At 45.6% G+C, this 25,261-nt stretch carries 17 protein-coding genes; 7 read left to right on the top strand and 10 right to left on the bottom strand.

What is annotated here, in order from left to right; all coding sequences use genetic code 11:
• Nucleotides 1–240: 240 nt before the first annotated feature.
• From OCU60_RS18925 to OCU60_RS18950, 6 genes are all read right to left on the bottom strand, one after another.
• The gene (locus OCU60_RS18925; RefSeq protein WP_074371292.1) at nucleotides 241–2,070 is read right to left on the bottom strand and encodes a M4 family metallopeptidase; all 1,830 of its coding nucleotides are present in this window, start codon (nucleotides 2,068–2,070) and stop codon (nucleotides 241–243) included.
• Nucleotides 2,071–2,773: 703 nt separating this feature from the next.
• The gene (locus OCU60_RS18930; RefSeq protein WP_074371291.1) at nucleotides 2,774–3,748 is read right to left on the bottom strand and encodes an ABC transporter ATP-binding protein; all 975 of its coding nucleotides are present in this window, start codon (nucleotides 3,746–3,748) and stop codon (nucleotides 2,774–2,776) included.
• The gene (locus tag OCU60_RS18935) at nucleotides 3,745–4,755 is read right to left on the bottom strand and encodes an ABC transporter ATP-binding protein (RefSeq protein ID WP_074371290.1); all 1,011 of its coding nucleotides are present in this window, start codon (nucleotides 4,753–4,755) and stop codon (nucleotides 3,745–3,747) included. The genes OCU60_RS18930 and OCU60_RS18935 overlap by 4 nt, the downstream gene beginning before the upstream one ends.
• Nucleotides 4,752–5,642, bottom strand: coding sequence for an ABC transporter permease (locus OCU60_RS18940; RefSeq protein ID WP_074371289.1), 891 nt, complete (start codon nucleotides 5,640–5,642; stop codon nucleotides 4,752–4,754). Before OCU60_RS18940 ends, OCU60_RS18935 begins: the two co-directional genes overlap by 4 nt.
• A gap of 9 nt (nucleotides 5,643–5,651) precedes the next feature.
• Entirely contained in the window at nucleotides 5,652–6,605 is a 954-nt protein-coding gene (locus OCU60_RS18945) for an ABC transporter permease (RefSeq protein ID WP_074371288.1), read from the bottom strand.
• A gap of 11 nt (nucleotides 6,606–6,616) precedes the next feature.
• Entirely contained in the window at nucleotides 6,617–8,404 is a 1,788-nt protein-coding gene (locus OCU60_RS18950; protein WP_074371287.1) for an ABC transporter substrate-binding protein, read from the bottom strand.
• A gap of 942 nt (nucleotides 8,405–9,346) precedes the next feature.
• Between OCU60_RS18950 and OCU60_RS18955 the strand changes: the two genes are divergently transcribed.
• Together OCU60_RS18955 and OCU60_RS18960 are read left to right on the top strand one after the other, a co-directional pair.
• Nucleotides 9,347–11,797, top strand: coding sequence for a beta-glucosidase (locus tag OCU60_RS18955; protein WP_083602554.1), 2,451 nt, complete (start codon nucleotides 9,347–9,349; stop codon nucleotides 11,795–11,797).
• A gap of 396 nt (nucleotides 11,798–12,193) precedes the next feature.
• Nucleotides 12,194–13,237, top strand: a complete 1,044-nt coding sequence (locus OCU60_RS18960) for a helix-turn-helix transcriptional regulator (protein ID WP_074371285.1) — start codon at nucleotides 12,194–12,196, stop codon at nucleotides 13,235–13,237.
• Nucleotides 13,238–13,334: 97 nt separating this feature from the next.
• Here the strand turns inward: OCU60_RS18960 and OCU60_RS18965 are convergent, their stop codons facing one another.
• Nucleotides 13,335–13,943: a Yip1 family protein gene (locus tag OCU60_RS18965; RefSeq protein ID WP_074371284.1), complete on the bottom strand. Its 609-nt coding sequence runs from the start codon at nucleotides 13,941–13,943 to the stop codon at nucleotides 13,335–13,337.
• Nucleotides 13,944–14,194: 251 nt separating this feature from the next.
• Between OCU60_RS18965 and OCU60_RS18970 the strand changes: the two genes are divergently transcribed.
• From OCU60_RS18970 to OCU60_RS18985, 4 genes are read left to right on the top strand one after another with little or no spacing between them, the layout of a single operon-like run.
• Nucleotides 14,195–15,685: a pyridoxal-dependent decarboxylase gene (locus tag OCU60_RS18970; RefSeq protein WP_074371283.1), complete on the top strand. Its 1,491-nt coding sequence runs from the start codon at nucleotides 14,195–14,197 to the stop codon at nucleotides 15,683–15,685.
• Nucleotides 15,682–16,686, top strand: coding sequence for a ligand-gated ion channel (locus tag OCU60_RS18975; RefSeq protein WP_074371282.1), 1,005 nt, complete (start codon nucleotides 15,682–15,684; stop codon nucleotides 16,684–16,686). The genes OCU60_RS18970 and OCU60_RS18975 overlap by 4 nt, the downstream gene beginning before the upstream one ends.
• Nucleotides 16,683–18,176, top strand: coding sequence for a PDC sensor domain-containing protein (locus tag OCU60_RS18980; RefSeq protein WP_074371281.1), 1,494 nt, complete (start codon nucleotides 16,683–16,685; stop codon nucleotides 18,174–18,176). Before OCU60_RS18975 ends, OCU60_RS18980 begins: the two co-directional genes overlap by 4 nt.
• Nucleotides 18,173–19,318 carry an MFS transporter gene (locus tag OCU60_RS18985; protein ID WP_074371280.1) on the top strand — a complete coding sequence of 382 codons (1,146 nt, stop codon included), beginning with the start codon at nucleotides 18,173–18,175 and terminating at the stop codon, nucleotides 19,316–19,318. The genes OCU60_RS18980 and OCU60_RS18985 overlap by 4 nt, the downstream gene beginning before the upstream one ends.
• A 364-nt stretch (nucleotides 19,319–19,682) precedes the next feature.
• On the opposite strand, the gene OCU60_RS18990 is transcribed toward OCU60_RS18985, so the two are convergent.
• Nucleotides 19,683–20,639 carry an ABC transporter substrate-binding protein gene (locus OCU60_RS18990; RefSeq protein WP_083602549.1) on the bottom strand — a complete coding sequence of 319 codons (957 nt, stop codon included), beginning with the start codon at nucleotides 20,637–20,639 and terminating at the stop codon, nucleotides 19,683–19,685.
• A 788-nt stretch (nucleotides 20,640–21,427) separates the two neighbouring features.
• Nucleotides 21,428–23,050, bottom strand: a complete 1,623-nt coding sequence (locus OCU60_RS18995; protein WP_159439431.1) for a methyl-accepting chemotaxis protein — start codon at nucleotides 23,048–23,050, stop codon at nucleotides 21,428–21,430.
• Nucleotides 23,051–23,752: 702 nt separating this feature from the next.
• Between OCU60_RS18995 and OCU60_RS19000 the strand changes: the two genes are divergently transcribed.
• Nucleotides 23,753–24,271 carry a GNAT family N-acetyltransferase gene (locus tag OCU60_RS19000; protein WP_074371278.1) on the top strand — a complete coding sequence of 173 codons (519 nt, stop codon included), beginning with the start codon at nucleotides 23,753–23,755 and terminating at the stop codon, nucleotides 24,269–24,271.
• Between the two features lie 114 nt (nucleotides 24,272–24,385).
• Here OCU60_RS19000 and OCU60_RS19005 read toward each other — a convergent pair whose 3' ends face one another.
• Nucleotides 24,386–25,048 carry a transaldolase family protein gene (locus OCU60_RS19005; RefSeq protein WP_074371277.1) on the bottom strand — a complete coding sequence of 221 codons (663 nt, stop codon included), beginning with the start codon at nucleotides 25,046–25,048 and terminating at the stop codon, nucleotides 24,386–24,388.
• Nucleotides 25,049–25,261 lie beyond the last annotated feature (213 nt).

A 25,261-nucleotide genomic window follows, 5' to 3' on the forward strand; every position in this document is an offset into this window, starting at 1 on the left:
TTAGCAAAGTTAACGCTGATTTCAGTCGCGTGGCACTTCATTTATAACAGAAATTAAAACATCACCACAAATAAGTGTCGGCAGTTAATCTGGGGTGTCTATCTGTCCGGTGATAACACTGTCCGTCAATAAAACATCCGTCAATAAAACGTCCGGCGATAAAAAAGCGCATGGAGAATTCATCCATGCGCTTTCATTGTTGATTTAGATATCGAATAATCGATATCTAACCAAGTCTTATTATCTCAGACTCAGTGTAATGCCAGAGTATGCTGTGTAGCCATTCAACATCACGTGGTAGGTTGTACCGTTGCGAGAGTTGATCGCACATGACTCATTGCTACCGCTTTTATACGGACGGCAATCATATGAGCTTGTACTTGGGCGACTGCCGGCTTTCACATAGAGATCCGCATCACCGCTACCACCAGAGATTTGGACAGTCATGTTTGAACCATCACCTTTAAAGGAATAGTAAGTCTGTGAGCTACGATTACCAGATAAAGTGACAGACTGACCTTTTTTCAGTACGCCACCTGTTGGTGGGGTAGCGCTACATGAAGCACTGACACCAACAGTGTTGAATGCGCTAGAGACATCAGACGTTGAATAGCCTAAATCGCTTGCTGCTTTAGTGACACCACAAGCTGCTTGGTCAAAGTTCGAGGTTGGTGTCCAGTACAGTTGGTTTGCAACAGCAAAGACTTCGAAGCCTTTACGAGCGTTCCAGCCTGATTTGTTGGCTAACAGGTAGTAGGCACGGTTGAAAACACCACTCGAGTAGTGGACGTTCAGACCGTTATAGTACTCAGAAGCGTTGTCGATTGAGCGGCCATCGCGGGAAGGTCGATCAAAATAGCGCAGTGCACCAGAACCTTTAGTAATGGCTGCACCGATTTTCCAGTCAACGCTGCCTTTCATAAAGTATTCAGCTGCTTCTCCGGCAATATCAGAGAACGCTTCGTTAATACCGCCAGGCATACCTTCATAAACGAGACCGGAGTTCTGTTCAGTAAAGCCATGACTGACTTCGTGAGCACTGACGTTCAGGTCAACCAGCGGATAGAACTGTGTGGCGCCGTCACCAAAAGTCATACTGGAGCCATTCCAGAATGCGTTTTCATAGTTTGTGTCATAGTGAACGCGCATGGTGAGCTGGAAATTCAGCGGTGCAGTGTTCAGCCAATCCTGATACATATCGAAAACAACTTTGCCGAAGTAGTGTGCATCGTTCAATGGTGAGTATGCACCGTTGATCGCTTTATAATCGTTGTAGTTCGATGATGTTGTACATCTGTAGCTGTAAGGGGTGCTACCAGACTTCCGGCCCTTGAGGTCTACTGTCTTCACAACACTGTTATTCATGGTACAGGTTGAGCCGGATTTGCTGATGATAAACCCAGGGAAATCTGACCCGTAGTTATATTGACCTGTTTTGCGGTTCCCGCCAGGGCCGGTGCCTCGTGCTTCAGCATGATTCAGGCCTTCCCAAGTCTTGATGACATCACCGTTGGTTGCATCGATGAAGAAGAATGGGCGGGCAGGTTGGTCATCAGCAACGAAGAAGTCAACTTGATAGACAAGTTGTGCATGATTGTTTTCATCAAGCCGTACCAGCAGTTCAGCTTTTTCATTTTCAATTTCAGCGGCGTCAATACTGACCGTTTGTTGTTGATAATAAGATTTAGCAATTGAGATCGCTTCTTTGAGTTCAATCGCTGGTGATGCGACTGAAATATCATCTGCAATCCCTTCTGCAACGACGCCATAAACATCGGTCGCACCAGAGGCGACACCTTTGGTTAAGGTTGCGGCAACCGAAGTATCATAGACAGGGACACCCATGTAAGTCTGTTGATAGCGGACTTTCACTTTACCATTTGGTAATGTGATTTGTTTGACTTCTTTAAACCCTGTTTCCAGAGGTGCAATGCTGTGAGCTTGGGTCTTTAGAACCTGATCAAGATGTGAGCTATCTTGCATGGTGACCATTTCTGCAGCGGATACTGGCAATGCAGCGGTCAGACCCGCAGCGAATATCCAATGAATGTGACGTTGTATTTTATTCATTTCTCAATCCTAGAGATTTGTTCTTAATTAATTAATTTCTGAAATATCAGTAATTAACCCTATTGCAATCGCTAGTGCGATAAAATGCATAATAACAATGCTGAATATTTCTAAATTCGTCTAGTCTTTAAAGCAAAAAAAAACAAAAAAAAATTTGTCTATGTTTATAAAAATTTACATATTGTCAGATGTAATCGATTGAATTTTTGAATAGGTAAACGTGAGATTTTTCTTGAGGTTAGGCTGTACAAGGTGTTTGAGTTAATTAATAGTTTTGTGACAATTTATGAGAACATAAATATATCAATAGTGGAAATCCTACTTTATTCGTTCTTTTATCTATAAATGTATTATTTATATTTCTATCACAAAAGAATCCGGTGGATTAATAATCATCATCCTTTGAAAATACTATAGACGATTTTTTTACCAATGAAATTAAATTTTGCTTAACTGATTGTAATAATTGGATAATGTTACGATATGTGGTTAATTGTGTATTTTTTGTGTCAATTTTGACGGGGTTATTTTGTGGTGAATATGGCGGAGTATCTGAGTAGGCGCGGTATGTGGGTTCGTACGTGTCAGATGAAGAACCATACTCACAAACCGTAGAATGTGAGTATGGTTGCGTGTCAAAACTTGATGAGTATGGATGTCGGGTCGGGTTGCTGCATTGGCTATGTTATCAACGTCTATGTTATCAACTTGCCGGATAAAGGTGACACGCAATCCAGTGCTCGTCTTGTGTTTGTGTCAGTGTCGGAGCCTCACGGGAGCATCGTTTAGTGGCGTACTTACAGCGAGGATGAAATGTACAGCCACTGGGGGGATTCAGGGGGGAGGGGATATCACCGATGAGTGGTACATGCTCGGTATTGTGGGTTGGATCCGGCACGGGAATCGCAGCTAACAACGCTTGCGTATAAGGGTGTTTGGGCTGACGATAGAGCACTTCCGCTGGTGCCCTTTCTACAATTTTACCCAAATACATCACCCCGACCTCATCACAGGTGTGCTGTACAACGGCCAGATCATGGGCAATGAACAGAAACGAAATTCCCCGGGTTTCCTGAAGTTCAGCGATCAAGTTGAGGACTTGCGCTTGAACGGAGACATCCAATGCAGAAACCGGCTCATCAGCGATAATCAATTTGGGTTCTAAAACGAGGGCGCGGGCAATACCGACACGTTGTCGTTGTCCACCGGAAAATTCATGTGGATAACGATTGAGTGCCTGAGGACGGAGCCCGACAGTATGCATCACTTCGGCAATCTTCTCCTCGCGCTGTGCGACCGTGCCAATGTTATGAATATCCAGCGGTTCGCGCAGAATATCATGGATGGTCATCCGCGGGCTCAGAGAAGCAAATGGATCTTGAAAAATCATCTGCATCTCTCTACGCATGGCTTTGAGTTCGCGGGCATTCATTCGGGTAATATCTTGTCCCGAGATAGTGACGGCTCCGGCTGAGGGTTCAATGAGGCGCAGGATACAGCGTCCCAGAGTTGATTTACCGCATCCGGATTCCCCGACCAACCCGAGGGTCTTCCCCTGATGAATTTTAAAACTCACATCATCGACAGCTTTACAGACGGATCGAGCGCGTTTGAATAACGATTTACCGGCATAGAAATGCTTTTCTAAGCCTTTGACTTCTAATAATACATCACTCATCTGGATGCCTCTGCGATGTGAAAACATGCCGCTTGGTGTTCTGGCGGTCCGGTCAGGATCGGTGTATTTTGGCGACATGTCTGAGTGACACGATGACAGCGGTCAGCGAAACGACACCCTGTCGGTAGATGAAATAAATCAGGAACCATGCCTTCAATGGTTGGCAGACGAGCAACTTTCTGTTGTCGAACGACGGGGATCGATTGGAGTAATCCTTGGGTATATGGGTGCTTCGGGTGACTGAAAATCGCTTCAACCGGCCCCTGCTCCACCACTTCGCCACAGTACATGACTACGACGCGCTGACAAGATTCAGCCACGACACCCAAATCATGTGTGACCAACACCACAGCCATGTTCAATGATTGTTTTAACTGTTTGATTTCATACATCACCTGCGCCTGAATGGTCACATCGAGCGCCGTGGTCGGCTCATCGGCTAATAACAGGGCGGGGCGACAGGAGAGCGCCATGGCGATCATCACGCGCTGACGCATGCCACCGGAGAGTTGATGCGGGTATTCCCGGATACGTTTTTCTGGTGACGGAATCCCAACCATACGGAGCATTTCAGTTGCCCGAATGGCGGCCTGTTTGCGTGAAATCCGCTGGTGGTTACGGATCACATCCACCATTTGCGTTTCGATTCTCAGTACCGGGTTCAGCGCTGTCATCGGTTCCTGAAAAATCATTGAGATGTCATTGCCGCGTAATTGACGGTAGGCTTTTTCATTCATACCGACCAGTTCTTGTCCCTGAAAGCAAATACTGCCGGAGGCAATTTTACCCGGCGGGCTTGGGATCAGCCCCATAATCGCCAATGAACTGACCGATTTTCCGCAGCCGGATTCACCGACAATCGCGACGCTTTCACCGGGCATCACCTCAAAACTGATCCCGTTGATTGCGCGGGCGATCCCTTTATCGGTCTGAAAATCGACGGTCAGCCCTTCCACTTTGAGCAATGGTTCTGTCGGCTTTGTCACGGTATGGTCTATTGCGTTCATGACACCTTCCTTGGATCTAACGCGTCCTGGAGCGAATCTGAAAATAAATTGAATGCCAGTACCAGTACAAACAACATACCGGAGGCAGCAAAAAAGTTACAGAAGTGTCCTGACGTCACTTCGGTACTGGCTTCCGCGATCATCAGCCCCCAACTGATGCTTTCTTTCACGCCCAGTCCGAGGAAACTCAGAATCACTTCACTCTTGATGGCGGTGATAAACAGTAAAGTCATCTCAACCAAAAGAATATGGCTAGTATTGGGCATTAAATGCCGGAAGATGATGCGATAGGTTGGTACGCCGAGTGCATGGGCGGCTTCGGTAAATTCCATATTTTTCAGTTTGATCACTTCTCCCCGAATGACCCGGGCGGTGCCGGTCCAAAATGCGAGTGTCATCGCGGTATGCATCGCATAAGGATTGCCTTCCATTGCGACGGCAATCGCTGCGACCAGTAAGAAATAAGGAATACAGTCGATACAGTTCATCACCCACAGAATGAATTCGTCGAGGAGCGAACCGGCATAGTAGCCCATCAAGGAACCGGTCAGTGCCCCGATCATTGTTGCTAATACCGCGACAACCAACCCGACCTCAAATGCGGTTTTGGTACTGTAAATGGCCCGTTGAAAAATATCTTGCCCATTGATGGTCGTTCCGAACCAGTGCTCAGCACTTGGCCCGCTTTGTCCTGCGGTTTGCAATACATCCCACTGTTGGGCAATCAAACCGAACCAGACCAGAATCGCAATGAGAAAATAAACCAGCACAATGGCTAAGCTGATCATCCCGATACGATCTTTGCGGAATTTCTCAATGCCTTTAGACCAGAGTGACTCTCGTTTCTGCGCGGTGTCCTGAACTTGTGTATGAATCGTTTCAGTCATCGGATGCCCTTATTTGAGTGAGATCCGAGGATCGACAAGTTTGTAAAGAATATCGACCGTACTGACGATGACGATAAACACCAGCGTAAGGAGGACGATAACGGCTTTGAGTACCGGCAGATCACCGGTGGTGATCGCGTTGTAGGTGATCAGACCGATACCGGGAATACCAAAGTAACTCTCCAGTAATAGAGACCCGCCGATCATCACGAACGGGATAGAAAACACGATCCGCGTCAGGATCGGAATCAGGGCATTCTTCAACACATGTTTGAATAACACTTGCAGATGGGAATGGCCGAACGCTCTGACGGTTCGAATGTGATCCCGGGTCATTTCTTCGACAAAAAGAGCACGGTAAAACCGGGTGCTGTACCCAACGGAAACAAAAATCGAGCAGAGTGTCGGCACCGTCACATAGTATAAATAGCTACTCAAGGAATTGACTTCCCACCCATACACCGGAAACAGATTCAGCCCGTAACTGGAGCAAAAAATTAATTGCAACACAATGATGATAATGAGGTAAGAAATACTCATCCCAATCACCGATGAAGACATAACGAGTTTGTCGATCCAACGCCCACGATGGTGCGATGCGAACAGACCCAGCCCGATACTGATCAAGTGGCCTAAAATAAACCCCGGTAATGCCAGTAATAACGAGATTGGAATGGTCCGTTTGAGAATTGTGGTCACCGACTCCCCACTGGAGTCGGAATAACCAAAATCAAACGTGATCACTTGGTGGAGATAGTGTAGGTAACGAATCCAAAACGGTTGATCATAGCCAAGCTCGTGACGAATCGCGTTGATTTCTTCAACCGTTGGATTGCGGCCTAACAGGTCATAGGTTTTATCCGGCCCGAAATAGACCATCAGTACAAAACTGATTAAGGTGACGCCAAAGAGCAGCGGCAGACTATAAATCAGTTTCCGCAGACAATAACGGAGTGTATCCATGTGTTACACCTCTACTGAATATCAATATATTTGAGGTAGTTACCGAGGATCTCCCGTTGTGGCCACATCGTGACATTTTTGTGCCATAGACGAACCCGGGTACGCGAGAAGCTGCCCATGCCAACGCAGTCATCGATTAAGATCTGGTTGAGCTGATGATAGATAGCCGTCCGCTCCGACCCCGGTTGCATCACCGCCGCTTTTTCAAATAGCGCATTATATTGCGGGTTATTGTAGTTTGCGCTGTTGGAGCCGGGAGAGCGGTTTGGTCCGTAGAAGAGTTGCAGCGTATTTTCTGCATCGGGATAGTCGAGCCCCCAGCCCATCGGGATCATTTGAGTCCGGCTATTCTTAATATCCCGGTTGAAGTCACCGAAGGTCGCATAAGGTTTGAATTTGATCTTATTTTTCGGATAACCGATTTTCATCAAATTGCCACGGAACTGTTCGAAGAATTGCTTATAACGGACAGTGGATGTCGCCGGATAGTAAAGGACCGGTAAATTGCGAGCATTCCAGTCGTTCTCTTTCAGCAGTTTCTTCGCTCCGGCAATATCTTGTGTAATGGAACTTTTGTCCAGATTCGGATCAAAAGCATCGGTTCCGGGAACAATGAAACCCGGATAGGCTTCACCAAGCCCTAAATAAAAGCGCGAGATACGCTGTGGCCAGTCAAATGATTTAATGATGGCACACCGCAATGCTTTATTTTGCGCATTGGTTTTGGGGTTATCCGAATGACCCAAATACTCATCATCGAAGTTGAACACGTTAAACACCATGCCTGCTTCACGTTGAGCGCGGAAGTTATATTTTGCGGCATATTCCGGTTTGAGGGTTACTGGGTGTTTGGATGACAGCACGGTATCGAGCTGTTCATTTTGCAACGTGGTATTGACGATTTCATTGCCTTTGCTGAATGAATTCCACCGCGCAGACGCTTGTTTCACCCAGTTAACTTCGACGCGATCGACCCGCGGGAGTGTTTTACCGTCCAGCGCCGCAATACCCGTCTTGCCGTGAACTTTCGGATCGTAACCGGCTTCAGCAAGGTGGAAGACTTCATGACGGTAGGTTGGGTTTCTCACCAGCACGGTTTTGGTTGAATCGTGTGAAATCAGTTTGAACGGGCCACTGCCCACTGGGTGACTGGCAAATTCACGGCCATAAGCTTCGACCGCTTCATGAGGGACGAGCGCTGAATAACCCATCGCCAAGGTATAAACCAGTTGCGGATAGGGTTTCACCAACTTGATTTGGATGGTGTACTTATCCGGTGCGCTCAGTCCTTCGAGCGGTTTACTATAATCCGCACCGGCCTCTTTCCATGCTGCAATACCCACAATTTTATTCGCCCACAACCAAGCGCCTTGTGAGCGGTTTGCCGGATCAAAGTGGCGTTTCATTGAATAGATAAAATCTTCAGCGGTAACTTCTCTGCCTTTGCCATCCGGAAATGCCGGATCATCAATGAAATGAACGCCCTGCTTGATATGCATGGTATACGTCAGCCCATCATCGGAAACTTCCGGCATTGCTGTGGCAAGATTTGGTTTTAATTCATACGGGCTCTTCAAATATTTATATTCGTATAAGGTATCGTATACCGCTGTCACAATGGTGTTGCTGTAGGTCGTCCCAGATTGAACCGAATCAAAGTTTGTCGGGGTACCGTCTTCAGAAAAGCGTAACACTTTGGGGGCTGCTGCTGAGGTGGTGTCTGCAAGAGCCGGCGTGCCGACAGAAATAAGGGAGGCCGCAAGTACCACGGCTAACGGGCGTAATATCAATCGTGACATACAAATTCCTTTTGTATTTATGGTTATGTGGGTTCAGTGAAATCGGCCATGGGTCGATTTCGCTCGCAACGCAATGTGCAACATTGCTGAAACATACTATAAAACACAAGGCATCTGCACTATGTCAATCATTGTGTGAAAAATATGAATCAAGTCGGATTAAACAGTGCGATTGATCACAAAAAAGAGCAATATTAAAGAGTTTTACTTAAATAGAAGCGGGTAAAAATGAGCTTTATTTCACCATGAAAATTCTGCGAATTGTCGGACGAGAATTCAATAACGCCATTAATATAAAACCTTGTTCATATTTGAGTTTGTCTATTTGTCGAGAGAGTTATCGGGGGATAAATCAGTCCGTCAAGAGCATGGTTGTTTAAGGTGTATATGGTTGAAGGGATGCCATTTTGAAGAGGGCCAATTATTGGGGGGTATACTGTTTGAGGAATATACTGTTTGAAGAATATATTATTTGAGGAATATATTATTTGAGGAATATATTGGTTAAGGCCGATAATCATGAATATCATATATTTATTTAACTATAGATTTGACATTTTAATTCAAAACTTAGCGTGATTTTTTATTATGATTGTACGCTTTAAATGATGGATAATATTTAAATATGGAATAAAAATTGACTCTGTTTTTAAGACAATAGGCGACATTTTTCATGGTTAATATCATATCTTGCTATTCTGACTATAATCACATTTTTTACTAATTCCCTCCTATGCAAAAAAAATCACCGACAGGCAAAAACATCCGTTATGAAAATCAATTAATATACAACTGAACATCATGTGACCCATGTAAAACTCAGCCGTTGTCGTGGCATCGCCTTGCCTTGCACGATGAGGCTTGAAGGCATAATGAACCCGACACCCAAGAGAATTGGGTATACAGGTCTCTGAAAGGAATAACTCTAGTATGGAATTCAACATGAAGAAAAAAATACTTGCGACAATTATTTCATCAACACTGTTCGTCAGCTATGGATTATATTCGGTCAGTGCTTTGGCAAAAACTGACCCTGTTCAAAATTCAGCAAATAGCGAACAACTAAAATCGGAACAGATTCAGGCAGTTCGGCACCATAATAGATATGATATTTTAGCAAAGGCTATTGTTGCCAGAATGTCAGATGAAGAAAAATTAAAAATGTTAGTTGGTGCAGGGATGGATCCCGATCAAGATCAGATCGTGAATTTAAAAGCCTCAGTCAATGGCGTCGCTGGGTATATCCACGGAGTTTATGACCACAAACGCCACTTGGATGTTCCGGCACTGAAACTGGCGGATGGCCCGGCTGGTATTCGGATTGACCCGACGCGTGATGGTGATGATCAAACTTACTATGCCACTGCATTTCCCAATGGTGCATTGATGGCATCCACATGGAATCCTGATTTAATTCATGATGTTGGTGAAGCCGTTGCCAATGAAGGGAAAGAATACGGGGTCGATTTCTGGTTAGCGCCGGGGATGAATATTCAGCGTAACCCGCTCAATGGCCGTAATTTCGAATATTATTCAGAAGACCCATTGGTGAGCGGCATGATTGCCTCCGCGATGGTACAGGGAGCCCAAAGTAAAGGTCTGGCAACAACCATTAAGCATTTTGTCGCCAATAACTCAGAAACGAACCGGTTCTTTATTGATGCGGTGGTTACACCACGTGCGCTACGGGAAATCTACCTGCGTGGTTTCGAATATGCGGTCAAAGAATCCCATCCATGGGGCATTATGTCATCTTATAATCAGGTCAATGGCGTGAACAGTGGTGAACGTTCTGACCTGATGACGGATATCCTGCGTCATGAATGGGGATTCAATGGCTTAGCGATGAGTGACTGGTTCGCGGGTTACAACCCGATTGATCTCTTGAATGCTGGTGTTGATGTCATTCAGCCCGGTGGTAAAAATGTGGTCGTTCCCGGCTTAGGTGACTGGAGTGAGTATGTGGTTGAGGGCTATAAAAAGGGTGACTTAACCCAAGCAACCCTCGACCGAAATGTACAACATATCGTTGCTCAGGCTTTAAAAACACCATCTGCGAAGCATTATCCCATTGCGAATAACCCCGATCTGCAAGCGCATGCGACCTTGGCCAAACGAGTGGCGGATGAAGGGATTATCCTGCTGAAAAACCAGAATTCAGTGTTACCACTGGCAACGTCACAAGCCATTGCTTCTTTTGGTATTACTCAGATCAATACCTTGAAAGGGGGGACCGGTAGCGGGGATGTTCATCCGGATCATGTCACAACTATCATTGATGGACTTGCGAAACAGTTCCCGGTGAATCAAGGATTAGCATCATTCTACAACGACTATTTTGAAGCAAACAAAGTGATAACAAGTGGTAGTTTGGGTGTGTCAAAAATTGTGAGTTGTACGGAACCTTCGGTGACGGATCTGGGGTCACAAATCAGCGGTGCAGCACAACATAGTGATGTTGCAGTGATCACCCTTGGTCGTGTCGCGGGTGAAGCCGCTGATCGTAAAGCCGAACGGGGTGACTACTTGCTGTCTGAAACTGAGCTGGGGCTGATATCGTCAGTATCACATGCTTTCCATGCGCAGAATAAAAAGGTCGTTGTGGTTCTGAACATTGCCGGTGTGATTGATATGAGTGAATGGCAGGATCAAGTCGATGGGATTGTATTGGCTTATATGCCGGGACAAGAATCCGGTGATGCGATTGCCGATATTATCTCGGGTAAGTCCAATCCAAGCGGCAAACTGGCACAAACGATTCCATTGGCTTATGCGGATGTTCCGTCTTCAGCAACATTCCCCGGTGTTGATGAAAATAACGACGGTACATTGGATCATCAATATTACAATGAAGATATTTATGTCGGATATCGTTATTACCAGACATTTGACAAAGCCGTCGCTTATCCGTTCGGTTATGGATTGTCATACACATCATTCAACTTATCGCGCACCAGAGTGCTGATAAATGGGCTGAATCATCGTCATCCGAGAAAAGGTATATTGCTCAAAACGGTCGTGGCAAATACGGGTGATGTCGCCGGTAAAGAAGTTGTTCAGGTCTATGTAGCTGCCCCTGAAGTGAAACTGAAAAAACCGAACATTGAACTGAAAGCGTTTGCTAAAACCAGAGTGCTGGCCCCCGGAAGATCACAACGAATGGTACTGGAAATATCACCGGAGACGTTGGCGAGTTTCGATCCTAAGAAAAATCAATGGATTGTTGAGCCGGGTACCTATCAGGTTTATGTCAGTCAGTCATCTGATATTACTTCAGTTGCGCCGGTTCAATTTGACGTACGCAGAGAAATAGTGGTTGAGAATACCACGCCGGGCGCGCTGGCATTGGAGGAAGGGGTGACGGCAGCGTCATTTGTAACAGTCGCGGAATAAAAATACATTTTGCATCATTTGGCGGGCTTTGCCCGCCTTTTTTGTCTCCAAAAACTATCGACAGCATCTTCGCTAATAACAATAAGGTTATTAATGGTGATGTACATTATGATTTATATTGCACATTTATATTTTGTTGTCGTGCCGTATCACTTTATCAATCAGTGATATCTTTTCCGGGCATGGATTTTTGTTAAATTGGCTCAGAACTCGCGCCGACATGTGTTTTCAGCGGTGATTGGTTGGAAGCAGTAGGTTGGAAGGCGGTTGGTTGGAGGCATATTGTTGATGGGACGAGCTTTTCAGGTGTGATGCCTTTGATATGTCGGTGAATTGGATGGTTAGACCGATTCGGACAAAGGATTTTGTTTTCAAAGTTTCAGAGAAAGAGCAACGATGAACGGCAGATATGAGAAAAGTGTCTCTAATGTATTAGCGCGTAATATGATTCAACAGTTGTCGCTACACGATATTGATATTGATACGATTTTAAGACGTTGTGGTATCAGCGAGTATGAACTCAATCGGCCCAATGGCAGGTTTGCCGAACGAACCCATTACCAGTTTATGCTCGAAACGATGAAATATAGTCGTTATATCTATGAGTCGTCGTCAATTCAGTCATTATTTAATAAATTTCCCGAACTGATTGGCTTATGCATGAACGAATCTTCAGCGGTTCAGGCAGCGGAGAGTTTTATTCGCTACCGTATGTTGATTGGTAGTTGTGACCGCTGTGATCTGAACGTTGAGGGGAATCGACTCAAATTGACATATATTGATGACGGCCCCGAAGAACTATCGACCAGTGCACTGGGGAATTTCATCATCTGTCGGGAACTGCTTAAAATGTATTTACCTGTAATGTCGGTACAGGTCAGTCTGACGCATGTGGGCTCGCTCTCCCGGCATATCGTTAATGATTGCCTGGAAACCCAGTGTTTACTGCATCAGCGTGAAAATTGTTTGATTATCGAAAGTCCTTCGCTGCACGCTTCCTATCCCCACTTTAATCCACAACTGAATCAGTTACAAAAAACGTATCTGGAGGATTCATGCCGTCAGATCAATGCACAGCAAACATTTGTGGTGGTGGTGGAAGAATTGATTGAGTCACTGCTGTTGCAGCAGCATATTCACAACGAACATTCGGTGCTCCAGTGTGTTTGCAGCCATTTAAAGATGAGTCGTTGGACGCTGAACAATAAGCTACAGCAAGATCATCAGTCTTTTACCGATGTGTTGAACCGGGTACGGCTGAAAAAAGCCTGTGAGTTGTTGGTTGAAACCCAAAAAAGCATGAAAGAAATTAGCGAGCTCGTTTACTTCTCTTCGCAGGCCGTGTTTTCGAGGTTTTTTCGACTTCATGCCAACATGTCGCCGATCCAATATCGGAAAAAATTAGCAAATCACTCGCCTTCATCCGTTGAGGTCTTTTGAACTGAGGGCCAAAGGCATCACCACACAACCGAATGCGCATTTTTATCACTTTCCGCCATTGGGTCGCGTGGCTTATACAAGCGTGTCAGAGGTGTGACTAAAAAAACTGCCAAACGACACTATGCTCAGATCCCATACTCCAAAGGAGTACCACCACTGCCAATAATGCTTCCAGAATCAATACACCGACTCCGAGTGTGGTTCCCGAGAGAATGAACCCCCGTTTATGGCTGATCCCCAGAAAGTTGGGTGTGCCCTTATACAGCAGATAAGCGGTATAGATAACCCCGCCTACTAAGGCGAGCAGACAAAGCCAAAACACCGGATAAATTGCAAAAATACCGGTCAAGAACATCGGTGTAGCGATGTATCCGGCAAAGATAATACAGTCACGCTGTGAGGGTCGATTGGGGAGCTTGCGGGCGAGCCAGTAGATCAGGCTACCGACAAGACCGACAGCGAGCAAAATTAAAGCATAAAATGCCACACCGAGAGCAAGTCCATTCATCAGAGACACTTTGTAGGTTTCTTCGCCACCAAATGTCCACCCAACTTGCGTTGTACCGATCAATGAAGCGACGACCGGGATCGCTGCCATCCATAATACATGATGTAAATAGAGGTGACTGATCGTTTCCTGTTCTGCATTAATCTCACGCCATTCGCGTTCTGGATGGTGTAATAATCCCCATACATGGTTACTCATCGTTAGCCCCTTATTTATTTCTGTTGTCAGAATGACTTTGACAGCTGAATAAAAGTGGTCAAATATTAACCATTATCAATCAGTATAGACTGAACCTTTCAAGGACACACAATCAGAATCATTTACATTTATCTCCCCGTTTAACCTCTCTGTTTCACCGCGAAATCGTGCGGCTATCTCACTAATCTATCGCTATTTACATCGACAGAGATTGAGGTCGTCAGTCGTAATCAGATGAGGTAATAAGCGTAATGCAGCAGAAATTGGCAATTGGGGAAAGCTGTTTGAGTGAGGCGGATAAAGAGGCGATCCTGTCAGATTATTTTATGGCATTGGATCAGCAAAAGGCCTCTTTTTTGGGGTATCAGACCAACCAACAGGTTGAATTCCCCTCAAGGCTGTTGCCTTTTCTTACTTTGAATTTGCTTAATCTCGGTGACGGATTCGAAGACGGCAGCTACCGGATCAATGCAAAACAATTTGAACGGGCAGTGCTGGATTATTATGCGCAGTTATGTGGCTTTGCCGGCTCGTATACACAGCGTCGGTATTGGGGATATCTGACCGCAATGGGGTCAACTGAAGGGAATCTTTATGCACTCTGGAATGCGCGGGATTTCTTACGGGGACATCCGGTTGAAGGCTCGGTTGAAGGTTACGCCGAGGCCGCCACGACAGATTATCCGCCCGTGTTGATCTGCTCGGGGGCGACCCACTATTCGATTTATAAAGCCAGTCAAATGGTTGGTGTCAGCTTATTCCACGATATCGGGCCGGGTTTAGGCGCGTGCCCGATTAATCAGGGCAACTGGTACCAGCCACTGGCTGTTGATGAAAACGATGCGGTGATCATTGAAGATCTATATGCATTGGTCGAATTTTTCACCGCTGCGCAGTATCCGGTGATTGTGGTGCTGAATCATGGCACAACGTTCAGCGGTGGCAGCGATGCGATTTATACGATTCTGACGCGCCTGAAGCCACTACTGGGGAACAACACCCCACAACAACGGCGTTACTGGATCCATGTTGACGGGGCACTGGCAGTCAATTTCTCACCTTATTTACATGTCGGATCCACACCATTTGCCATCACGGATGAACCCGATGAATTTCGTCATCCGGATGTGATGTCTTTATGTACCAGTCCTTATAAGTGGCTGGGCATGCCGTGGGCTTGCGGTATTTATCTCATGCAAGAACGCTATAAAGTCGGGTCATCTGCCCGGCCGGTTTATATCGGCAGCCGGGATTCAACGGTGTCCGGCTCCCGGCAAGGGATATTCTCCGTCTATCTATGGGATCTCCTCGTCACACTTGGCAAGGCGGGTTTGCAACAGTTGGCCGATGCCAATGAACATCTGGCCAATGATACCCAGCACCGCCTTGAGCAGTTGTTTCAGCAGTTAGACCCAAGCGGCAAACAGTTACGTGTGATGCCGCGGCCGCATCACAGTAATATTGTCCGCTTTACTGCGCCGAATCCTGCGGTGATCGATACATTCTCTCTGGCGCAGAATGATGTGGTGAGCGATGGGCAATTACAGCGGATGTGTCACGTGGTCATCTTAAGCCATGTGACCCCAGCCGCGATTGAGCGACTACTGGATGCCCTCGCACATCCCAACGCATTTTCACGACCATCCCGACCCAAAAATCCACTGACCGATCTGCGGTCAATGCGCCATCTCTACGGGGCATTATCTGATGATGCCGCATCGCAAGCGGAGCGTTTTATATGATCAAAAAAGAGATACTCTCGGCAATCGCCAGCTTGGTCTGGTTCTGTTCTCCAGCGCTATATGCTCAATATGTGGTGGACACGTCAGTCTCGATTAACAAAATCTATGGGGTGAATACGGTCGATCAGACCTATAAAGTTGACGGTTATCTGGTGACATCCTGGGATGAACCCGATCCGACTTATCGACCCGCCAGTGGCGAGCGGGTTTATGAGAATCATCACGCCGATCAATTGATGAATGACGGGCTCTGGGTTCCGGCATTTGAGTTTATCAATATCATCGGCCAGCGTCAGACCGCTAACCGACGGGTTGTGATCTCCGCCGATGGGCGAGTGACGTACAATGAGCGCTTTCAGGGACTGTTCACGACCACGATGGACTTTCGGCAATTTCCCTTTGATTATCAGACGTTTGTGCTGATGATGGAACCATTTTCTTATGAGCAGAAACAACTCGTATTTGGCACCGCCCGGATTAATATTGAGGCCTTAGAAAATCAAGCGCTCAGCGAATGGCAAATGCAAGGAAAGCCTCAAGCACGCGTGAGTCGCTCGGATTATGCACACTTACAAAGCGGTATTTTGAGTCACTTCTCGCGTTTAACGATCAGCATTCAGGCATTACGTAAACCTGATTATTATCTCTGGCGTTTTATTTTGCCGCTGTCTTTGATTTTAGTGGCGTCATGGGCCGTCTTTTGGATTGAAGGCTTTTCTGAACGTCTGATGACCTCTTTCACCATGATGCTCACCGTGGTTGCTTACACATTTTATACCAGTAGTTTGTTGCCGAGGCTGCCATATACAACCTTGATCGAGCGGATGGTGATTATGGGGTATGTCAGTATATTTGCGGCAATTATCGTGATTGTCTTCGTCAAAATCCGGGATGAGAAAGGACGGCCGGTCGAATATGTGATACCGCGTTGCCGGGTCATTTTCCCCGCCTTATTTCTGATCGCAATGAGTGTACTCATCGGGGTGAATGGTGGCTTATGAAATTATTACAATCAACTCGGACATGGTTTGATGCAACCCTTGCGGCGACTGTTTTCGTTGGGTTATTAGGCATCACCACTTATTTGTTATATGCCAAATCCGTCGGCGCACTCGAAGAGCAGATTAAAGCCGGGCTGATGTCAACGGTCAGCGCATCGGCAACCACCTTAGATGGCGATATCCATCGCCATTTTCAGGCAGACACATCACCGGATGAGCCGGAATATCATGCCATGGCAATGCATATGGAGCGTATTCGGCAGGCTGCAACAGGGGTACGGTATATCTACACCTGTATTCTCAAACCTCAAGGGGTTTATTTTGTCGTGAACCCCAGCCCACAGAATGACGGTGACGGAGACGGAATACCGGATCCACCACCTGCGTTAATGACCCTTTATGATGATGCCCCTCAGGAATTAATAGCGGCACTGACGCATCAGGAAGTCAGTGTTTCAAGTATGCCTTATCGGGATCAATGGGGCACATTTATCAGTGCTTATGCGCCGTTTTATGATGCGCAGGGAGAGTTTGTCGGGGTGTTGGCGATGGACTTAGAGTTAAGCGGTTTTTATAAGCGGCTGAGTCAGATTCAACGCGTGTTCGGCAAAGCGAAGATCATCATTTTGTTTATCGGACTGGTTACTGGTCTGGTGGTTTGGTGGATTCGACGTGCCTATGTGAATAATCTTCATGTACTGGAAGCGACAGAGAAGCAAGCCGCCCAGACCTTGGCTCACATGCGTTATCGGCGGGATGTACTGCTGGAAATCGTGCGATATTACTTTCATCAGTTACCGGAACCGTACCGTGATCAATTGACTGACAGTGATCAGCCGACAGACAGAGAGCAACCGACAGACAGAGCGCAACAAAGTAGCAGCATCAGCGACGGTTCTCCTGAGCAACATCCTTTCGAACCAACGGATACGCCCCATCTGACCGAGACTTTCAATCAGGTCAACCCCGAGGAAAACCACCAGCAAGCGATTTATCACTATGCCCGGAGTTTTGGTGATATGACGACCGTGGTGGAGTCATTTTACTTGGCAGATTGGTTCGACAAGCTCAATACAAACATACAACAGGGCGGGTATGCTTCACATCAATGGTTGGGTGAGATGCAGCATCCCGTAGAGGGAGACTGCCAAGTCCTGTTGGATACTTTCTGTGAGTTTTACCATCGTCTCAGTCAGCTGTTGCGGCAATCGGTGAGTGCACAGACTCAGATCGCGCAAGAAAGTCTCGCGCATTGGCAATTGGTGACGGAAATTTCAATCGAGGATGAGGTGCAATGGACACGATGTCGGCGGCTGTTCAAAATTTCAGCCGCACATGATATGACGCATCGGTTAGCTGCTTTATCTGCAACAGAGCTCCATCTTTTAAAAGTCATTTATCTGCTGCAACAGTTGGGGAGTGAATTGACACTGACGGATGATGGTGTACTGCGGATCACTTGGCAAGTCAGTAAGGAGCAAAGCGAATGAAAAATTATGCACCGATGTTACTCATCATGGCAACGCTGTTGGTTCAGCTCTCCTCCGGAATTAACTACGTCACGATACCCGTCGTGATGGATGAACAGGGTATTGGTAATACGTCTATCGGGATCGCGATGGCTTTTGAGATTATTGGTGTCCTACTGTTTTACCGACCGTTGAGTCAGTATCTGAGCCGCTTTGGTATCTTGATTTCGTTGTTGATATTAACGTTATTCAGATCCCTGAGTCTGTTACTGATGGCTCATGCAGGACACTACGGATTATGGCTGGTCAGTATTTTTAGCTATGGTTTGTCCACGGGAATGCTACTGGTTTTACTGCAGACTTGGCTGAATATTAGTGTTCAAGGGAAAGCGAAAGGTTTAATGATGGGGTTGTACTCCTCAGCGCTCTCTTGTGGCATCGCCTTAGGGCCGATCATCGTACAACTGATCCATCTTACGATCGATTGGCGGTTTGAGACCGGCGCGTTGATAACCTTATTGCCGTTACTCTTGTGTCTCGGTCTGAAAGCAAAGGGACAGGCAATGCATCGCTTGGGGGTTGTCCGGTTCAGTTTTGCTTTTCGGCACGCCAAAATCATCCTGGTGGCGGCGTTTGTCGGGGGAATCAGCTTTTTTGGTCTACCGGGATTTTTGACCTTGTACGGACTCCATAATGGATTATCTGAACCACAGGCTCAGCTATTACTCACTATGTTTATGACCGGCAGTGTCAGCCTTGGTATTCTCATGAGCGCTTTTGCCTCGATTCTGAACCGCCGTACGGTAGTGTTGTGCTGTATTTTCGGATCTGTGGTTTGTGCCGTGTTTCTGTCCATGGCGGTCTATGCGAAGTATTGGGTTGCGTTGGCGCTACTGTTTGTCTGGGGAGGCTGTATGGGGGGAATCTACGGGATTGGTCTGACGGTGATGGGAGAACGTTTCTGCCAACAGGATCAAATGTCGGCCAATATGAGTTACACCCTGATGGATTCTTTTGGTGGCATTATCGGTTTACTGCTGATAGGTGCGATGCTCGATATATTCGGTTCTGAAGGGATGACCACTGTATTGATTGTATTTGGTTGCCTGCTGCTGGTGTTTGCGGTGTACGAGATGTTGGCTCCGAGACGAACATACGAGTAAGACGGATTTCGATACAAATATTGGCGGAGATTGTCTTGATTATGCGTTATGGGCACCACGGATTGCAAAATGAGAATAAATTTTCATTTTGAGAAATTATTATGAGTCAATATGCTATAAATTGATTTCTTAATAAAAAATAATCAATTTAAACAGGTAGTTAAACTATATTGAAAAGTTGGCATGTATAGTGCACTAATAAGAGTGACCCTTTAAAGCCGAAGGGTCACCTAGCCAACTGACGTTGTTAGTGAACCTAATTTGTTCATATTGATAGCCAATCACGATTTTTGTGATTGGCTTTTTTTATTGGAGAGACCGTCTATGGGATTGCTTATCCTCAGTGTCAACATCCGCTGATAAGTTATGGGTGTTGTGATGTAGCCTTTGATTCTGTTGAAGTGGGTTGCGGACGAGAGATAAATTCAATTGGTGTGTGTAATTGGCCTTGAACCGTTTTTCCCTGAAGTGCTTTATGCATGAGCCAGACGCTTTGGTAGCCCATTTTAAACGGGAGTTGAATGACATAGCCGTACAGTTCTCCCTTCTTGAGGCTTTCAATCATGATTTCTTGCTCATCAAAGCCGATATGAACGACATCGGATGGACTCCGATGGTCTTCTCGGGCAATTAACACACCAATCGTCGTGGTATCATTCGGGGTGAAAATGCCATCGATTTGATCAAATTGATCGAGGATTTCTCCTGATCTTGAACGCGAATCACCGACTTGAGTGCCCAAATAAGCATCGGCAATAATGGTCAATCCTATCTTTTGAGCCTCATCGGCAAAGCCACGTTCTCTCGCATCTGTCGATGCCACGCCTTTCTTGAGTCGAAAGAGGATAACATTTCCCTGATATCCTAATGCTTTCCCCATTTTTTGAGCGGCCAGTTGCCCCGCAGCATAGTTATCCGTGGTCACAGAAGCAAGCCGATCACCACCGGTATCCCGATCAATATAAATCGTCGGAACACCCTCGGTATTTAAGCGAGTGATATCCTGATTACGACTGACATCTGACGGAGCGATAATGAGACCACGGCAGTGAAACAGCCTCATTGTATTATCTAAGACGAATTTTTGCCCGGCAGAATCGGAATCTTCAACGGTTCCTCTGGCGTAGATCTGCAATCCCAATTCTTTGCCTGCTTGCGTTGCGCCTTCAATAACTTTTGACCAAAATGGCCGACTGGTACTGCCGGATGTGATCACCGTGACACAATTTTGCCTCTCTTCCGAGGCGGATTGTGCGCTCAGAGGGATGGCTAGTGTGAGGATAAAACCAGTGATAAAAGCGGATACGATCCTGAAATTCATTATTTTTCTCTCGTCGTCGTCGTCGTCGTGACATTATCTCGATTATTATAAGTCTGATTTCATAGTTATGAGAAAATAAGTTCAAACTTGTTGTCGATGTCACGTAGCGAACCTCGTCCGGTTTTTCTGGCTCGCCCCGAATGTATATGTTTGCAAAATGAGAATTAATTTTTATTTTGCATTCTGCTTATGTCTGTGTATGCAATAAAATCTAAAGACATTGAAATAAAAATAAGTAAAATCAATTACTTAACTTATTTTAAAACTTGGCACGCATTGTGCTTTATATACATTGACCCTTATTAAGCCGAGGGTCACCTAGCCAACTGACGTTGTTAGTGAACCTAATTTGTTCATATTGATAGCCAATCACGACCTTGTGATTGGCTTTTTTATGCCTGTCGATTTATCTGCCCTGTGCGACGCTCCTGACTGCCTTGGTCATAATAAACTTCCCATTTCTTTCAGGAATCCCGTGATAATTTTTATATCGGTACGGTGATGGTATCTCTGGGTTCCTTGAGCGCTCATCCGGCTTACTGCTGGTTGAAAAAAGCCAGTAGTGATAGTCCCCCAAAGTATCCATATCGACGCTAATGGGGATATTGAAAGGTCGCTCATTGGCAATTGTATTGAAACATAAAGTAGTGGCTTTAGTCTCTGAGTGAAAGTATCCGGGCAAAAGTATCCGGGCAAAAGTATCCGGGCAAAGTTTTTCCAGCTTGTCAGGCTGTTGATATCGGTGATATCGCCTTACGTCGCTGGAAGAATCATCACATCCGTTTCAATCAGTTGGTTTTAAACTGATGACTCAGATTCAGGAGCTGTCTTGCACTGCTTTCCAGCTCTGCCGCTGCCCCGGAGACTCGTTCGGTATCGGCATAGGCCTGCGTAATTTGAGTTACGGTGAGCTCCATGTCTTTCTGAATATCATTCGCTTGCTGCTGTGTCTGCTGGCTGTCTTCCACCCAAAGGGTGATTTTTCCCTGTTGATTGAGAATCGTTCTGGCGCAATGTTTTAATTGCTCATAGCCTGACTGCGACGCTTCTGTCAGTGCCGTCATTTCATGTACGGAATTGTCCATCTGATGACATGCATCGCCGATGCTGGTGGTGATCCGGGAAAGGGTTTCCTGAATCAGTCCCAGATTTTTCTCGGTATGTACAGAGAGCGAACGTACCTCATCTGCGACCACGGCGAACCCGCGTCCCGCTTCTCCGGCCCGGGCGGCTTCGATGGCCGCATTCAACGCTAACAGGTTAGTTTGATCGGCCAAGGAATGGATCATATCAAGAATCGAATTAATCTCTTTGGTGTCTTTACTGAGCGCGGTCAACTGTTCTGACAGGGCCAGTTCATTTTTGAGATTACGATTCACGGCTTGATCGAGATTGGAGAAGGTTGCTTCAATATTATTGAGCTCCGCGACAGCATTGCTCAGCTCTGTTGAAAGCTGAGTGCTCTGATCGGTATTGGCTGCCAGTTGATCATACATAGCGTGACTACGATGGTTGGTACTGCCGACTTGTTCCTGACTATGGGTCAGATTACGCTGGATGCTGTGTGTGTTTTCAGACACTTGGTCAGAGAGCCGCACATTATGGTTCGCGGCCTCACTGACCTGATTGATACCGGCAGCAAAGCGGGTGAATAGCCGGTTCATATCCTCACTGATCGCACCGAGTTCATTTTTAATTTTGCTATCAAATTGGTGTGTTAAATCGAGATGCTCCGCAGCGGCAGCAAGCTGGACGCGAATTCTTTGCAGATGGCGTAGTAAGGGAGTACAGAAAAACCAGAAAGCCATGGTAGATAATACGAAGCCAAGCAAGGCAATTTCAGCGTTGGTAATCAAATACCCATTGAGAGTTTTGTTAATGTGGTCAATCGGTACGTCAGCACCAGCGATATATAATTTGCCGTTCGGGGAGTAAAAGGGAATAAACACCGACCGGAAATTGCCTTGGTCATCGGCATAGTCTTCGTAGGTAACGCGTGGGTTTTGAAAGACACCTTGCAGCAGATCGCTCGCATCTTCATATTCGCTCATATAACGTTCGTATGTGCCATCGGCAATCGTTGCATCCGGTGCGCTGGTAAAACTCTGAAATATTTTGCCGTTCTTTTCGACCATGGTGTACACGTAAGTCATGTGGGCTCGTGTGGCAAACGCAGAAATCTCTTTCACATGTTGCAAGTATTCATCATCACTGACGCTGGTTCTGTCTTGGTAGTCGGGCCCGAGAATGGTTGGTAATGCGGTTGCGCTGATGGTGAGTTGCGCGTCAATGCTTTTCAGTAAAAGTTCTTTCTCATTACTGTAAGAGAAGTAAGTAAAAAAACAGCTAATGAGTAAATTGATGAGTACAGCTAATATCAGTAGTTGTGAGCGTAAACTCTGAATATTCATACAAGCTCCATGTAATGATTGGTCATATTGACCACGGTCCGGATAAGTGTTTTTATCATGCCGGACTTTGAAATGACCCGGCATATTTCTTTTTGAGTCAGTATATTACGAGAATCTCTCTGTCAGCGAAAAGCATTACATCAGAATAACTAATAAAAAAAGTTAAAATAGTTAAAAAAAATATAGATAAGATGATTGCGTACCATCCAATGATTATAGTTGTTGTTTTGCAACTGAGTGCATTTGTGAGGGCGAATTGGCATCCCGAAGCGATTTTGGTCGTTCAGAATGTTTTTTTGCAAAATGGGAATTAATTTTTATTTTGCATCTTTGTTATGTCTTCGCATGCAATAAAACTAAGCTGTTAAAATAAAAATCAAATAAAATCAGTCTATTGAAAACTTGGCACGCATTGTGCTCTATATACATTGACCCTTATTAAGCCGAGGGTCACCTAGCCAACTGACGTTGTTAGTGAACCTAATTTGTTCATATTGATAGCCAATCACGACCTTGTGATTGGCTTTTTTTATGCCTGTCGATTTATCTGCTGTTTTATGACCCATTTCTGTCACAACGTTTCTGTTGGCCATCTCACCAAATCGGTACTGGTGCTTGCCGTTGTGATATCCCCTTTACTTATCGTGGGGATATACGTAAACATCATGCAATACATATCACTTGATCGGGAGAAAAAATAACATGGAGTTAGTGGCACTATCGCAAGCTTTTCAACCTGCTTTTGAATACTTCTATGAGGACTTTGCTCAAAGCGATGTCGAAAATGCTGAATATTATCTTGAGGGTAAAACAGATTTCTCAAAGTATGTTCAGCGGTTGAGTGAAGAAGCTGTCGGTATAAACCTACGTGAGGGTTATGTGCCATGTAGTCACTTTTGGTTGGTAGACCGAGAAAAGTCAATCATTGGTGCCATTCGGGTTCGCCATCATATCGATAATGACTTTCTTGCTTTAGAAGCTGGGCATATTGGCTACGATATCGCACCCTCATATCGAGGAAAGGGTTATGGTAAGTTGATGCTAAAGTTGGCATTGTCGAAAGCGGCTGATCTCGGCATAGAACGAGCGTTGTTGACCGCTGATGAGGATAACTTTGCATCGCGCGGTGTTATAGAAGCCAATGGTGGTGAGTTTGAAAAAGTCGTTATGGGGAAGGTTTTTCCCGGACCTTTGGTTCGGTATTGGGTCAACTGTAAGTAACGGTATAAACAGTTGGATGGTTAGGACTGGGTCACATGCTTAAAGTTAACCTTTTTCTACAAACGAAGTCGGCGGCTTTAAGCTCCTACTTCATTTTTGCGTTATCAATTTTCCCTAGTGTGATAAAGAACCAAAGCAGTCGAGCCAATCTTGATTGAATTGATCAATTGCTTCGTTTACGCATGGGTTCTCCATCATTTGATGGACAAGCGCGACGGGGATGGTCACACTCGCTTGGCGAATACTTAAGCAGTCGATGACTTGTTTGGTATTTTTGAAACTCGCACCGAGAATTTGACATGTCTGCGCATGATGAGAAAGGAGGTTCGATATCGATTCCACAGTTTCAATCGCATTGCCAGTCAGCATATCAATTCGATTGATATAAGGCGCAACAAACGAAGCCCCAGCTAATGCCGCGAAAAAAGCTTGTTGCGAGGTATATATCGCTGTACCTAAAGTCGTAACCCCTTCATTTTTTAACCTTTTAATCGCTTTTACGCCCTGCATGTTCACCGGTATTTTCACGATGAAATTATCAACCATCTGATTGAGTTTTAATGCTTCTGCCACAATGTCATCTGCATTCGTACTTATGACCTGACCAAAAATCAGCCCATCCCCATCTAAAGCGTCACGAATCCGGGGTAACAGATTGAGCATCTTTACACCGGATTTAGCAACGATTGTTGGATTCGTTGTGACACCAGCAATCGGTAATAAATCGGATAGTATCTTAATTTGTTCAATATCACTGGTATCAAGATAAACGGACATAATGAGCCTCTCTTATCGTACTGAATAAAAAGGCTAATACAGGGATTAAGGAGCATTGGGGGGAATACCTGTATTAGCATGTATAAATAATTTTTTACAAACAAAGCTTGGTGGATAGATCTTATATTGATGACGCTGAAAAAGACGTCACTTTGCCCACGAATAACAAGTCATGCCGTTATTGAATTTTCATTCATATATCGCTCGACAGAT

Source organism: Vibrio spartinae (assembly GCF_024347135.1).
GTDB classification, from domain to species: Bacteria; Pseudomonadota; Gammaproteobacteria; order Enterobacterales; family Vibrionaceae; genus Vibrio; species Vibrio spartinae.